13 protein-coding genes and 3 tRNA genes are annotated in these 13,527 nt (G+C 67.0%); 10 read left to right on the top strand and 6 right to left on the bottom strand.

Going from position 1 to position 13,527, the window contains the following annotated elements:
• The first annotated feature begins 5 nt into the window (after positions 1-5).
• Complete coding sequence (locus tag C3E79_RS00540) at positions 6-869, top strand: plasmid pRiA4b ORF-3 family protein (RefSeq protein WP_108403154.1); 864 nt, start codon at positions 6-8, stop codon at positions 867-869.
• 11 nt (positions 870-880) lie between these two features.
• Positions 881-1,366 carry a GtrA family protein gene (locus C3E79_RS00545; protein WP_235840718.1) on the top strand — a complete coding sequence of 162 codons (486 nt, stop codon included), beginning with the start codon at positions 881-883 and terminating at the stop codon, positions 1,364-1,366.
• Here C3E79_RS00545 and glfT1 read toward each other — a convergent pair.
• A complete protein-coding gene (gene glfT1 / locus C3E79_RS00550) occupies positions 1,320-2,234 on the bottom strand; it encodes a galactofuranosyltransferase GlfT1 (protein WP_108403156.1) in 915 nt (304 codons plus the stop codon). The genes C3E79_RS00545 and glfT1 overlap by 47 nt on opposite strands.
• 47 nt (positions 2,235-2,281) lie before the next feature.
• On the opposite strand from glfT1, the gene C3E79_RS00555 reads away from it, so the two are divergent.
• Positions 2,282-3,190 (top strand): hypothetical protein, encoded by a 909-nt coding sequence (locus C3E79_RS00555; RefSeq protein WP_146183424.1) that lies wholly within the window; start codon positions 2,282-2,284, stop codon positions 3,188-3,190.
• Between the two features lie 194 nt (positions 3,191-3,384).
• Here the strand turns inward: C3E79_RS00555 and wzt are convergent, their stop codons facing one another.
• On the bottom strand, positions 3,385-4,173 hold the full coding sequence (gene wzt / locus C3E79_RS00560) for a galactan export ABC transporter ATP-binding subunit Wzt/RfbE (protein WP_108403158.1): 789 nt from the start codon (positions 4,171-4,173) through the stop codon (positions 3,385-3,387).
• A gap of 10 nt (positions 4,174-4,183) precedes the next feature.
• The gene (wzm, locus tag C3E79_RS00565) at positions 4,184-5,032 is read right to left on the bottom strand and encodes a galactan export ABC transporter permease subunit Wzm/RfbD (protein WP_108404982.1); all 849 of its coding nucleotides are present in this window, start codon (positions 5,030-5,032) and stop codon (positions 4,184-4,186) included.
• Between the two features lie 159 nt (positions 5,033-5,191).
• Here wzm and C3E79_RS00570 point away from each other — a divergent pair, with 159 nt between their 5' ends.
• A complete protein-coding gene (locus C3E79_RS00570; protein WP_108403159.1) occupies positions 5,192-6,436 on the top strand; it encodes an aminotransferase class V-fold PLP-dependent enzyme in 1,245 nt (414 codons plus the stop codon).
• On the opposite strand, the gene C3E79_RS00575 is transcribed toward C3E79_RS00570, so the two are convergent.
• Complete coding sequence (locus tag C3E79_RS00575; RefSeq protein WP_108403160.1) at positions 6,433-7,368, bottom strand: NAD(P)H-quinone oxidoreductase; 936 nt, start codon at positions 7,366-7,368, stop codon at positions 6,433-6,435. The two genes, C3E79_RS00570 and C3E79_RS00575, sit on opposite strands and share 4 nt — an antisense overlap.
• A 52-nt stretch (positions 7,369-7,420) precedes the next feature.
• Between C3E79_RS00575 and C3E79_RS00580 the strand changes: the two genes are divergently transcribed.
• Positions 7,421-7,508: transfer RNA gene (locus C3E79_RS00580), tRNA-Ser, on the top strand.
• A gap of 4 nt (positions 7,509-7,512) precedes the next feature.
• Here the strand turns inward: C3E79_RS00580 and C3E79_RS00585 are convergent.
• Positions 7,513-8,640 (bottom strand): aminotransferase class V-fold PLP-dependent enzyme, encoded by a 1,128-nt coding sequence (locus C3E79_RS00585; RefSeq protein ID WP_108403161.1) that lies wholly within the window; start codon positions 8,638-8,640, stop codon positions 7,513-7,515.
• 10 nt (positions 8,641-8,650) lie between these two features.
• On the bottom strand, positions 8,651-9,673 hold the full coding sequence (gene hisC / locus C3E79_RS00590; protein WP_108404983.1) for a histidinol-phosphate transaminase: 1,023 nt from the start codon (positions 9,671-9,673) through the stop codon (positions 8,651-8,653).
• Positions 9,674-9,728: 55 nt separating this feature from the next.
• Here hisC and C3E79_RS00595 point away from each other — a divergent pair.
• The 5 genes from C3E79_RS00595 (at position 9,729) to C3E79_RS00615 (ending at position 13,400) form a co-directional block, all read left to right on the top strand.
• Positions 9,729-9,820 (top strand) — tRNA-Ser (locus tag C3E79_RS00595).
• Positions 9,821-9,890: 70 nt separating this feature from the next.
• Positions 9,891-11,243, top strand: coding sequence for a TrkH family potassium uptake protein (locus C3E79_RS00600; RefSeq protein WP_108403162.1), 1,353 nt, complete (start codon positions 9,891-9,893; stop codon positions 11,241-11,243).
• Positions 11,236-11,937, top strand: a complete 702-nt coding sequence (locus C3E79_RS00605; protein WP_108403163.1) for a potassium channel family protein — start codon at positions 11,236-11,238, stop codon at positions 11,935-11,937. Before C3E79_RS00600 ends, C3E79_RS00605 begins: the two co-directional genes overlap by 8 nt.
• Before the next feature lie 16 nt (positions 11,938-11,953).
• Positions 11,954-13,267 (top strand): magnesium transporter, encoded by a 1,314-nt coding sequence (gene mgtE / locus C3E79_RS00610; protein ID WP_108404984.1) that lies wholly within the window; start codon positions 11,954-11,956, stop codon positions 13,265-13,267.
• Between the two features lie 60 nt (positions 13,268-13,327).
• Positions 13,328-13,400, top strand: a tRNA-Arg gene (locus C3E79_RS00615).
• Positions 13,401-13,527: the final 127 nt, after the last annotated feature.

Genomic DNA, 13,527 nt, shown 5'->3' on the forward strand with positions numbered 1-13,527 from the left:
AACCCGTGCCGCTCGCCGAACACCGCGCCCCCGTCATCGACCTCGCCCTGGTGCGCCCCCGCGCCGGGACGCGATCGACCTACGTCGTGCGCGCGAGCGCCCGCGGCAGCGAGGAAGACGCCTACCGCTACATCGGGATCGACGAGGCGGCCACGCTTGCCGACGTCTCACGCGCCCTCGCCCTCTCCTTCGGCTTTCACGGCTGCCCCGCACCCTCCGGGTTCAGCGAGCGCCCCGGCGCCCCCACCGAGCTCGCCCAGCCAGACGGGGAGACCACCCTGGGCGAGGCCCTCTCTGGGGCGCGCACCACGATCTTCTACCACTGGGGGCTGTGGCAGTTCGAACTCGAGCTCGTCGAGGCCTACCCGCGCGACGACAACACCCCGCCCGCCGTCGTGGTCGCCGGTGCGGGCGACTTCGCCGGCGCGGAGTTCCGGATCGACGAGATCAACCGCGAGCTCATTGGCGACGACTCCGCCCGCGCCGTGCTCGCCCAGGCCCGCCCGGAGGTGCGCGACATCGTCGAGCGCTCCGGCATGTACGACTATGTGCTCCTGCTCAAGGCGGTGGACCTGGGGCGGGTGGAGGGGGCGTCGATAAGCGAGGTGCCCAGGGAACGCACCCCGCTCGGCCGCGATGCCTTCTACACGGTCGTGCTCGCGCTCGCCTGCCTTGCCGACGCCGAGACGACCGACACCGTCATCGAAGCCACCTTCGCCGCCCTCGGCCACACCGGCTACCGGGCCCGCGACGTGCGCGAACTATGCGCCGGCTCGCTCGTGCGCCTCGCCGCGCTCGGTGCCTACGGGGCCGGCGCGCACGCCCCGGTGGCGCGTCTCGATGTCTACAGAGCGCTTTTGCGCGGGTAGGATTATCGCCCGTGCCTTCCCAAAAAGCCTCTTTGCTGAGCCAGCTAATCCCCTTCGTCATCATCGGCGTGGGCTGCGCGGTGGTCGATTTTGGGATCACGTACCTCCTGACTTCTCCCTTCGGGCGCATGCCGGCCAAGGCGATCGGTTGGTGCTTCGGCACCCTGATCGCCTACCTGCTCAACTCCAAGTTCGCCTTCCAAGCCAAGGTCAGCGCCAAGAAGGCGGGGGCGGTGTTCATCCTCTACGGGGCGACCTTCGGCGTGCAGCTGCTGCTCTACGCCGTGACGGAACCGCCGCTCGCAGCGCTCGGATTTGTCAACCCGTGGAAGGACGGCATCTCCTTCATCATCGCCCAGGGCGTGGCCACCGTGACCAACTTTGCCCTGCAGCGCCGCCTGATCTTCCGGGCGGAGACGAAGATCGTCTCGTCTGCCGAACCGCGCGCGTTTAAGGACGCCGAAAATCCTCCCGCGCCCCCATCCGCAGTAGCGTGAGCCACTTTGTGAACTCCTGCGGGTTTTTCCTTTGCACGAGGAAGAACCACCCGAAACGCACGACTTCCTGTAGTTTCATCGCCCGCATTCCGCGCTGGTTGATGATGTAGCCGCGGTTGCGGTAGGTGAAGTAGCGCTTCGTCTCGTTGTCGGGCCACTGCGCGTGGGCGCGCCCGCCCATGATGGGGTGGAACTCGCTGGATCCGTCGGGGTGGAGGTAGTAGGCGGTAAGCGCGGTGCCGTATTTCAGGCCCGATTGCGCTAATCGACGGTGGTACTCCACCTCATCGCCGCGGATGAATAGCCGGTAGTCGGGCACCCCGATGCGTTCCATTGCTTTTGCGCTGATCAGGGCGCCGTTGAACAGGGAGGCGTACTGGGGGAGAAAGTCGCCCTCCAATTCGCTGGTCTCGCGTTTCCAGGTCAGCCCCTGCCGTAACGGGAAGGCGAGCTTGGTTGGATCCTCGAGATTGGCCACGATCGGGCTGACCTCCGCGAGGCCTTCTCTCGTGGCTACTCGGTAGAGCTCCGCGAGGACGTTGTCATCGGCGGGTCGGCCGTCGTCGTCGGCGCACCAGATAGCGTCCGCCCCGAGAGCGAGGGCGTGCAGGAAGCCGTAGGCGAACCCGCCGGCGCCGCCGAGGTTGGTCTTCGAGGGGAGGTAGACGCCGCGCTCGGGGCATAGCGCCTCGAGCAGCTCTCGTACTTCCGGCTGGTTCCCGTTGTCCACCACGATGATCCAGTCCACCCGGTGCGTCTGCTCGGCCACCATGGTGAGCGAGTGGCGCAAGAGCTCGACGCGGTTATGGGTGACAATCACGGCCGCGGTCGTGCCGTTTGGGTCCAGGGTCGTGTCCATACACTTCATTGTGCACGAGGGGAACCGTTGGGGGCCGAGCGGGACTCTAATGAAGTATGAGACCTTTCAACGGCATGCCCCTTGGCGACTCGTGGGGCATCACCCAACACCCGGGCCCGGGATACGTCCAGATTTCCACGCGCCGGTACGTTCCTCCGGAATCTCTGCGGCCGGACTGGGCCGTCGAGCTGCAGGCGAAATTGCACCCGCGCGGAGTGCGCTACGCAGCGCCCGCCGCTGCGCGTGCTTTGGCGAACGCCATCGAGCATCCCACCAGCATCATTACCGGCTACAGCGCTTTGGCAGTCTACGGATTGCCCCATTTGGCCGAAGGGCACGATACGACCCTCGTTGCCCCCGTAGCATCGAACTCGATAGGTGGGCCGTGCACGCCGACGGTGACACGGCGCGGCTGCAAAGCGACGGAGGCGTGGACTGTGTCAGTTCACGGCTACCCCTTCCGCGTCGCTTCCCCGGCCGTTGCGACGGCCCAAGCCTTAAAGAGCCTCGAGCAGTTACCCGCCGTGCAGCTTATCGACGCCTCGAGGCGCCACCTCGGAGTCTCGCCTGAAGAAATCAAACTGGCTTGTCGCAGGCGCGTCAGCAAGAGGTGGGTAGAGAAGGTTTTGCGGCTCTCGAGCGCCCACGCAGATTCGCCCAAGGAGACTGAAATGCGCTTAATGACAGTGGACATAGCCGCAGATTTCAACCTCACGCTACGCGAGCAGCACCCCCTTCTGCTAGGCACTCAACTCATCACAGTTTTCGATCTTGCCCTTCTCGAGCCCAAGATCGGACTCATGTACGACGGGCAGCACCATTGGGAGTATCAACAGCGGCAGAAGGATTCCCTCATCAACCTCGAGGCTACGGCCCAAGGGTGGACCGTCCTCCGATTCTCCGCGGGGACTCTTCCAGAGTTGCCCTCTCGCCTACGGCGATTGCTCGCGGCGGTGGGTGGGTGACATCGGTGACAGGTCGCTGCGTGGTGTCCTGGGGATAGTGACATCGGTGACGCAGGGGTGGTCGTTGGTGTCACGCGCGGCGGTGGGTGGGTGACATCGGTGGCAGGTCGCTGCGTGGTGTCCTGGGGATAGTGACATCGGTGACGCAGGGGTGGTCGTTGGTGTCACGCGTGGCGCACCAGCCAAAGCCACCCCTACATCCCGTGGAACCTCTCCACCAACTCGGCGACATACCCCCCGGCCTCCGGCCCCTCGTAGGCGGTAACCACGTCGGAGACGAGGCCGGCCTGCCTGATCTCGCCCTTGTCCACCCACAGGGCGGTGGTGCATAGCTGGGCTAGGAAGTCGTTGGAGTGGGAGGCGAAGACGAGGATGCCGGAGCGCTCGACCATCTCGGCGAGCTTGACGCGGGCCTTGGCCATGAAGGCGGCATCGACGGCGCCGATTCCTTCGTCGAGAAGCAAGATCTCGGGCTCGATGGAGGTGACCACCCCGAGGGCGAGGCGCACCCGCATGCCGGTGGAGTAGGTGCGCAGCGGCATGTCGAGGTAGTCTCCGAGCTCTGAGAATTCGGCGATTTCGTCGATCTTGGCTTTCATCTGGCGGCGCGACTGCCCCAAAAACAACCCGCGGATGATGATGTTTTCGTAGCCCGAGATCTCCGGGTCCATGCCCACCCCCAGGTCGAAGACGGGAGCGACGCGCCCGCGCACCCGCGCCACCCCCCGTGTCGGCTCGTAGATCCCGGAGAGCAGGCGCAGCAGCGTCGATTTACCGGCGCCGTTGTGGCCGACGAGGCCGACGCGGTCGCCCTCGCGCAGGTGGAGGTTGATGTCTTTGAGCGCTTCGACGACGACGGTGTTGGAGGCGTTTCGCCCGATTGCACCGCCGGCGGTGGAGACGACGGCCTTTTTCAGCGAGCGCGATTTCGCGTCGAAGATGGGGAAGTCGACGCAGGCGTTGTAGGTGTCGATGGAAACCACGATTTACTCCTTAAACCCAGTACGGGACGCGGAAGCGCCACTGGCGCATCACGAGCACGGCGGCGAGGAGGCCGGCGATGGTGCAGGCACCGACGATGCCCCAGTGGTAGGCGGGCACCTCGAGCCCGATGAGCGGGCCGCGGACGATCTCGAGGTAGTGGTAGAGCGGGTTGAGCTCGGCGATGCGGGCGCGCTGGGCGACTTCGCCGCCTTGCTCGAGAAGGGTCTGGGTGGTCCAGACGATAGGGGTGACGTAGAACAGCAGCTGGACGAGGGATTCGAGCAGCGGCGCGACGTCGCGGAAGCGGGTGGCGATGACGCCGAAGAGCATGGTCACCCACACGCCGTTGATAACCAGCAGCGCCAGCGCCGGGATAGCCAGCAGGGTATTCCACGTCAGCGGGATCCGGAAAATGAGCACCAGCAGGACCCAGATAACCATGTTGTGCGCGAGGAAGAGCAGCTGGCGCCATACGAGGCGGTAGACGTGGACGGACAGCGCGGAGGGGAGTTGTTTGATCAACCCCTCGTTTTCGATGAAGACGTTTGAGCCATCCTTGATGCAGCCGGCGATAAAGCCCCAGACTATGAAGCCGACGGTGACGTGGGGGAGGAACTCGCGCACCGAGATCTGGAAGAGCATGGAGTAGAGCAGCCCGAGGGCCAGCGCCATGACGCCGGTGGCGATGGTGATCCACAAAGGCCCAAGCACGCTGCGGCGGTAGCGCTGCTTGATGTCTTGCCAGCCGAGCTGGAGCCAGAGCTCGGATTGGCTCCAGCCGCGGCCGAGGTCGCGAAACGCTGTGCGGAAGGTCTTCGACGTCGAAGGGGGCGTGTCGGCGCTCCCGTCGCTGGTCATGCGGGTGACGTGGCTAAGCAAGCGCTCTCGTTGCTGGTGGTTGTCCTGCACATCTTGGAGGGTACCGGGGTGGTGCTGGTGATGTGCGTTGTGGGGTGGGCGTGTGCATAATTGGTAGCGTTGTCTATCGGCGCGGCTTGGGCGTTAAGGAGGTGGGGCGTGGGTTACGATGTTCCCAGCGTGCGCGGCCTTTATACCTCCCTATCCGACGGCTGGATCTACTTCAATGCGCACGATTGCCCGCAGGTGCCCGAGCGGGTATCGGCGGCCGTGGCGCGTTCTTTCCGCATCTCTCCGGTGGTTTCCACTCCCGAGCCGGCGGGGGGTTCTCACGCCAAGCAGTTCTCGGGGGCCGCGGAGGGGACGGGCTTGCTTGTCGACGCCGCCGTCGCCGTCGCCGATCTCGTCGGGGCCACCCCGGACCGCGTGGTGCTCGGGCCGAGCCTTCCATATCTTTACGCGTCCCTGGCGGCGTCGATACGCCCGCTCGTGCGCCGCGCCTCGACGATCGTGCTCAACAACGTCGACCGCGTCGAGCTGACCTCCGCCTTGCTGCGGACGGGCGCGGATGTGCGCTGGGCGGCAGCCGATCTGGCCACCGGCGAGCTGCCGGGCTGGCAGTACATGGATCTAGTCGACGGCGCCACGCGGCTGGTTTCCGTGCCGGCCGCCCACCCGCACCTCGGCGTGATCGCCCCCGTGGCGGAGATCGTGGAGACGGTGCGCGCGCAATCGCGGGCCTGGGTGCTTGTCGACGCCTCTGCGTACGCCCCCTACCGCCCCATTAGCTTCGATGAGTGGGGCGCCGACATCGTCGCGGTCGATCTGAAAGAGATGGGCGGGCCGGAGATTGCGGCGCTGGTATTCCGCGACGCCGCGATGTTTGCCCGTCTTGAATCGATCACCCGCCCGGGTGCCCGCGGGGCGGAGAAGCTCTCGCTGGGAATCTCTCCCGGCCTGGCCGGCGGGGTGGCCGCCACCGTCGACCACTACGCCTCCTTCCATGATGCCCCGGCGGGGCGTGCGTCGCGCCGCCACCGCCTGGCCACCTCCATGGGCGAGGCCGCGCGCTACCTCAACGGCCTCCGGGACGACCTGCACACCTTCTTGGGCACCCTGCCCGCGGTCCACATCGTGGGAGTCTCTGGGGAGGCCGCCGCGGAGACGCAGACGGAGATTGACCGCATCGCGCGGCTGTCCTTCGGGGTAGTCGGGGTGCCTGCGGAGACGGTCTACCAGCGCCTGCTGGCGCACGGGATCGTCGCCACGCTGACCCCGCCCTCCCCGCTGACGGAGGACATGGGTGTCGACGAGCTCGGGGGAGCGGTGACCGTCTCGCTCAGCCCGTTTAACACCTCCGCCGACATTGACCAGCTCATCCGCACCGTCGCCTCGCTCGCTTAAGGGATGAGCACCACCTTGCCGGTGTGCTCTCCCGACTCGAGAAAGTCGTGTGCGCGGGCGGCGTGGGCAAGCGGGAAAGTCTTGCTCACCGTCGGTTTGATCGCCCCGCTTTCGATCAGCGGCCACACGGCATCGACGGTGCTGGCCACGATTCTGGCCTTGTCCTCGCGCGGCCGTGAGCGCAGGGTGGTGGCGTGCACCGACTGTCGGCGCGGCATCATCCTGCCCAGGTTGAGCGTGCCCTTCGGCCCGCCCTGGACCGCTATCGTGACCAGGCGGCCCCCGATAGCGAGGCTGCGCACGTTGCGCTCGAGGTATGGCCCGCCAACGACGTCCAAGATCACATCGCAGGAGCCCTCGAGCTCCTCTGCGAAGTCGGCCTCGTTGTAGTTGATGGCAATATCGGCGCCGAGGCGGCGGCAGTACTCCAGCTTCTCGGCGCTGCCTGCGGTGGTGGCCACCTCGCAGCCGAGCGCTGCGAGCAGCTGGATGGCAAAAGAGCCAATGCCACCCGCGCCGCCGTGGACGAGGACGCGCTCGCCCTCGCGGACGCCGGCGAGCATGCCGAGGTTCGCCCACACCGTGCACGCCACCTCGACGATGCTGGCGGTCTCCACCAGCGATAGCCCCGCGGGGACGGGGGTGAGCTGGCCGCGCGGCACGGCGGCGACCTCGGCGTAGCCACCGCCGGCGAGCAGGCAGCCGACCTCCTCGCCGGTGCCCACGACAGTCCCTGCGCACTCGAGACCCATGGTCTCTGGCTCGCCGGGCGGCGGCGGGTACATCCCCTTGGCCTGCATGAGATCGGCGCGGTTGACGCCCGCGGCGGCGACTTCGACCACGACCTCGTCGTCTGCGGGGGCGGGGGCGGGGGCGTCGACAAGCGAGAGCGAGCGCGGATCGTCCGGGTTAGCGAGCGTGATTGCCTTCATGGCGCCCCAGATTAACGGCCGGAGTGGGACCGTGGGTAGAATCTGCCCTACTGGAGACGTGGCAGAGCGGCCGAATGCACCGGTCTTGAAAACCGGCGAGGGTCACACCTCCGCGGGTTCAAATCCCGCCGTCTCCGCCAATCCCTACACCCGATCCAGCGCGCCCAGGATGCGCTGCGCCGCCGCCTGGGGGTCTGCCCACTTGTCCAGGCCGAACAGGCCGATGCGGAAGGTGGAGAAGTCCTCGCCCTCGCCGATGACGAGGGGGACGCCGGCTGCGATCTGCACGCCGAAGGGCTTGAGCGCCGCACCGGACTTCAGCTCAGGGGTATCGGCGTAGAGCACCACGACGCCGTTGGACTCGAAACCTTCGGCGGCCACGGACGTGTAGCCGCGGGCGTAGGCGCCCTCGCGCACGGCGCGGCCGAGCTCGACCTGGCGCTGGGCAAGGGTGTCGAGGCCGATGGCGAGGGATTCCTTCATCACCTCGAGGTTGTGCACGATGGTGTCGGTCGGCAGGGTGGAGTGGTAGGCCGCCACGCCGTCGCGGTAGCCCTCGAAGATCTCCAGCCAGCGCTTGAGGTCCAGGGTAAAGGAGGTCGATTCGCTGGCAACGACCGCTGCGCGCCCGGCGGCGCTGAGCATGACGTAGCCGGTCGCGGGGGAGCCCGACCAGGACTTCTGCGGCGCGGAGACGAGCACGTCCACGCCCGCCTCCCGCATGTTGGTGAAGTCCGCGCCGGCGGCGATGCAGTCGAGGACGAACAGTGCGCCGGCGTCGTGGGCTGCTGCGCCTAAGACCGTGACGTAGTCGGGTCCGAGCGTGGTGCCGGAGGCGGTCTCGGTGTGGGCGGTGACCACCAGGTCGGGTTGGAAGGAGGCGATGGCGGCGCGGACGTCGTCAAGCGCGGGAGGGGCGTAAGCGGGGCGCTCGGAGTCGTCGGTGGGCACGGCGTTGAGCACCTTGACCTGGTCGGTGATCTGGTCTTTTTCGATGATCTGGCTCCAGCGGTAGGTGAAGTTGCCCTGCCGGATAATCAGCACCTTCTTCCCCGTGGCGAGCTGGCGGGCGACCGCCTCCATCGCCCCGGTGCCCCCGCCCGGGATGAGCGCTACGGTCTCGGCTCCGTAAGTTTCGGTGAGGATGCCGAGCAGCTCCTGGGCCGCGGAGATGAACTTGCGCGACATGTGGTTGAGCGAGCGGTCGGTAAAGACGACCGAGTATTCGAGCAGGCCGTCGGGGTCGATGTCGGGGCGGGGCAGTTGCGTCATGCGTCCAACTCTAGCTGTGGATCGCGTCCCAGGCGCGCAAAAACTGCTCCGCTTCCTCACGGTTTGTCACCGTCACCCGCAGGCCCTCGGGGAAGGCGCGCACAACAACGCCCTCAGCGGCGAGCCTTTCGCTTATCGACGCCGCATCCACCCCAGGCAGCCACACGAAGTTGGCCTCGCTGCGCGCCGCCCCGATGCGGTCTGCCACCTCATCGCGCACGGCGATGGTCTCTCCCGTGCGCTGTGCCAGCGATTCGGGGGCGCCGAGGGAGGCGATCGCCCCGGCCTGGGCCACCGAGCTGACTTGGAAGGGGATGGCGACTTTGCTGAGGGCGTCGATAAGCTCGCGCCGCCCGAACGCGTAGCCCACGCGCACCCCGGCGAGCCCGTAGGCCTTGGAAAACGTGCGCAAAGCGACGACGTTGGGGTAGCGGCGGATCGCCTCGGTGCCCACGACCGCGTCCTCGTCGCGGTTGTACTCGAAGTAGGCCTCGTCGAGGGCGACCGTGACCCGCGGCGGGACCTTGGCCATAAAGGCATCGAACTCGGCGTTGGTGATGACCTGCCCGGAAGGGTTGTTTGGCGTGCACACGAAGATCAGCGAGGTCGCCTCATCGATGAGCGCGGCCATCGCGTCGAGGTCGTGCCTGCCGTCGCGGTCAATGGGAACCGGCCGGGGTTTCGCGCCCACGACCTGCAAAAAGATCGGGTAGGCCTCGAAGCTGCGCCAGGCGTAGATGACGTTGTTCTCCGCCGTGCAGGTCGCCTGCACGAGCTGCTGGAGCAGCGCCGAGGAGCCGTTGCCCACCGCGACCTCGCACGCCTCCACCCCGAGGTGCGCCGCGAGTGTCTCGCGCAGCTCGACGGCGAACATGTCGGGGTAGCGGTTGGCTCCGGCCGCAGCGGCTGCCATGGCCTCCGCCGCCTCCTCCAGCGGGCCCTCGGCCGACTCGTTCGACGAGAGCTTCACCGCGTCGGGGAACGCCTTGCCGGGCGCGTACGGGGGAATCGAGGCGATGTCGGGACGGATCATGCGCATCAGTGTATTTGGTTCCAAGCCCGGGCGTTGGGTAGTATGCAAAAGGTCTGGAGACGTGCCAGAGTGGCCGAATGGGGCTCCCTGCTAAGGAGTTGCCCTCTTTGCGGAGGGCCGCAGGTTCAAATCCTGTCGTCTCCGCCAGTGCTTATGCCCCCACCTTCTATGCGGTGGGGGTTTTGCTTCTCGCCCCGCGCGTCTATGCTGTGCGCTCGTGAAACTACAACCCTCCCCGGGGTTTCTCGGGCCGGCGCGGCTGACGGCGATCGTCTTCCTTGCGCTCATTCTCGTGGGCACGCTGCTGCTCATGATGCCGTTTTCCACCGCTGGCCCGCAGTGGGCACCGTTTTTGCCCTCGCTGTTCACGGCGACCTCGGCGGTCTCGCTCACCGGGCTCATCGTCGTGGATACCGCCACATACTGGACGCCGATAGGCCAGGCGATCATCCTGGCGCTCATCCAGCTCGGCGGCCTGGGCATCATGTCGCTTGCCTCGCTCTCCGGGCTGCTTCTCACCGGGCGCGTGAGCTTTAAAACGCGCAAGACCTCTGCCGCCGAAGGGCGCCCGATCACGGCGGACGGGATCCGCCGCACGCTGATCTTTACCCTGCTGTTCACCCTCGTGGCGGAGGCGCTGGTGGCGCTCACGCTGGCGCTTCGCTTCATCTTCGCCTACGGCCACTCCCCGGGTCGCGCCCTGTGGGAGGGCGTGTTCCACTCCGTTTCCGCGTTCAATAACGCGGGTTTTAGTACGAACACCGACAACGCCATCCCCTACGCCGCAGACTTTTGGGTGCTCATGCCGCTGGCCGCCGCGTTCATCGGCGGCGGGCTTGGCTTCCCGGTGTGGGCGGAGATCCTGCGCCTGGCTCGCCGGGGGCGGGCCGAGGTCCACCGCATTTCCATCACGGCGCGGATGACGCTGGCGGGCACGGCGCTGCTGCTGATTGCTGGAACGGCGCTGGTAGCCACCGCCGAGTGGAACGGGGTGCTAGCGGGCATGCCGCTGGGCCAGAAGCTGCTCAACGCGTTTTTCGCCGGTGCCTCACCGCGCACGGCGGGGTTTAACTCCATCGACTACGCCGATGTACACCCCATCACGCTGATGGGCACGGACGTGTTGATGTTTATCGGCGGCGGTTCCGCCGGCACCGCCGGCGGCGTGAAGGTCACCACCGCCTGCGTGCTCGCGGCCGCGATGGCTGCGGAGTTCCTCGGGCGGGAGGAGACCTCCATTGGGCACCGCAGCCTGCCGCGCACCGTGACCCGCCAGGCCCTCTCCCTGACGTTCGCCGGCATCGCGGTGGTCACCGCGGGTATCGCCGGGCTGCGGATTTTCGACCCAGACCTCACCGCCGACCAGGTCAACTTCGAGGTGGTCTCCGCGTTTGCCACCGTCGGGCTCTCTACCGGGATCACGGCGAGCCTGTCTGCCCCATCGCAGGTTATCCTGTGTCTCATCATGTACCTCGGCCGCGTTGGCCCGACCACGCTCGTTGCCGCCCTGGCCGCGAGGGCGGTGAGCCGCCGTTACCGCTACCCAGAGGAAAGGCCCTTCATTGGCTAACGTTTTTAAGGGATTCGGTGGGCCGAAGCCCAAGATCGACATCCCGCCCGTCGTCGTCATCGGCCTGGGGCGCTTCGGCGCGTCGCTGGCCACCGAGCTCATGGCCCACGGGGTCGAGGTGCTTGGCATGGACTCCAGCGAGAAGCTCGTGCGCGAGCAGGCGCACTACCTTACCGACGCCGTGTGCGCCGATTCCACCGACCCGGAGGCCCTGCGCCAGCTCGGCGTCCACGAGGTAGAGCGGGTGGTCCTCGCCATCGGCACCCACCTGGAGGCGTCCATCCTCACCGCGTCCAACCTCGTGGAGATGGGCGTGAGCGACATCTGGGCGAAGGCGACTTCGGAGGCGCACGGGCGCATCCTCACCCAGATCGGCGTGCACCACGTCATCCGCCCGGAGCGTGACACGGGCCGCCGGGTCGCGCACCTGCTCGGCGGCCGCTTCCGCGACTTCGCCGAGATCGCACCGGACTACGGCGTGACCCGGCTCGCCCCGCCGCCGTCGATCGTGGGCCGGCCCCTCGACATCGCCAAGGTGTGGGACAGCCATGACGTGCAGCTCGTCTCGGTGCGCGAGGGCGATGGCAGCTGGTCCCCGCTGCGCAGCGGTGACGTGCTCTCGGCGACCGATTTCATCGTTGTTGCCGGATCGCCGGCGGCGCTGGAGTCCTTCGCCAGCCGGGGGCAGCGTTAAGGTGGTCTCGCTCAACATGCGCGGCGGTCCGAGCGCGGACGAACTCGCGCGGATCCAGCGGCAGCTCGCCGGCATGGGCCACCGCGAGCTCGTCGGGGAGATCTCGCGCACTGACCCCACGCGCGGCGCGAAAATCCTGCGGCTGCTGCCACCGGAGCGCTCCTCCCACGTCTTCGACGCACTCGGCCCAGCCCACCAGGCCGCCGTGGTTCGCGCGCTCGGCGGGGAGAATGTGGTGAACTACTTCGGCGCGCTCGGGGCGGAAGATCGCGTCGCACTGCTCGATCACCTCCCGGCGGAAATAGCCGAGCGGCTCGTGCGCGAGCTCGACGAGGATGACCAGCGCGTCACTTCCGTCGTGCTCGGGTACAAAAAGGGCACCGTCGGGCGCCGCATGTCGCCGAAGGTTCCCGTCGTCTACCCCGAGATGACGGCGGGGGAGGTGCTCGAAGAGCTACGTCGCGGCATCGACAGCTTTGAGACGATCTACACCGTCCCCGTCGTCGACGCCGACCGCGTGGTGTGCGGGGTGCTGCGGTTGCGCGACATGCTCGCCGCCGGGGAGGACGCGCGAGTCTCCGCGGTGATGGAGGCGGCGAGCGTGTTCCACTCCGGCGACGAACTCGAGGACTCCGCGCGTTGGCTTTTGGCCTCGGGCCGCCTCGCCGTTCCCGTGGTGGATGATGACAACCGCCTCATCGGCATCTTCACCTACGACGAGGCCCACGACGTCGTCGAGGGGGAAAACACACAGGACTCGGCGCGCATGGGCGCCTCCGAGGCGCTGCGGCAGCCCTACCTCACCACCCCGGTGATCCGGCTCGTGCGCAGCCGCATTGTGTGGTTGCTCGTGCTGGCGCTCTCCGCAATCCTCACCGTTCAGGTCCTCGATGTCTTCGAATCGACGCTGGAGAAGGCCGTCGTTCTCTCCCTGTTCATCCCACTGCTCACGGGCACGGGCGGCAACACGGGAAACCAGGCCGCCACCACGGTCACGAGGGCACTCGCGCTTGGCGACGTCCGAGCAGGCGACATCCTCAGAGTCATGTGGCGCGAGGTCCGCGTGGGGTTTACCCTCGGCGCCGTGCTCGGAGCACTCGGCTTCGCCCTTGCCACGGCCTTCTACGGCCTCGGGATTGGTGCCGTCATCGGCGCCACCCTGTTGTTGATCTGCACCATCTCTGCCACCGTCGGCGGTCTCATGCCGATTGTGGCCAAGAAGGTCGGCGCGGACCCCGCGGTGTTTTCCAACCCGTTCATCTCGACCTTCTGCGACGCCACGGGGCTGATCATCTACTTCCTCATGGCCAAGTCCGTGCTCGGAATCTAGCCGTTGAACTGCCGTTTTGGTGTGTTTCTATGGGCCGTGTAATGTTCTAACACGTTGCAAGCGCCCGTAGCTCAACGGATAGAGCATCTGACTACGGATCAGAAGGTTGGGGGTTCGAATCCCTCCGGGCGCACAATTTTCTCCCCCGGGCTACGGCCTGGGGGTTTTGCGTGTGCGCCCCGTGCCATTGAGGGTAAACCCGGACGGGTAAGAATGCCCAAAAAATGACGCTCCGGGCGCATTCTTACCCGTCCGGGTTG

The sequence above is a fragment of the Corynebacterium liangguodongii genome, assembly GCF_003070865.1.
Lineage (GTDB): Bacteria > Actinomycetota > Actinomycetes > Mycobacteriales > Mycobacteriaceae > Corynebacterium > Corynebacterium liangguodongii.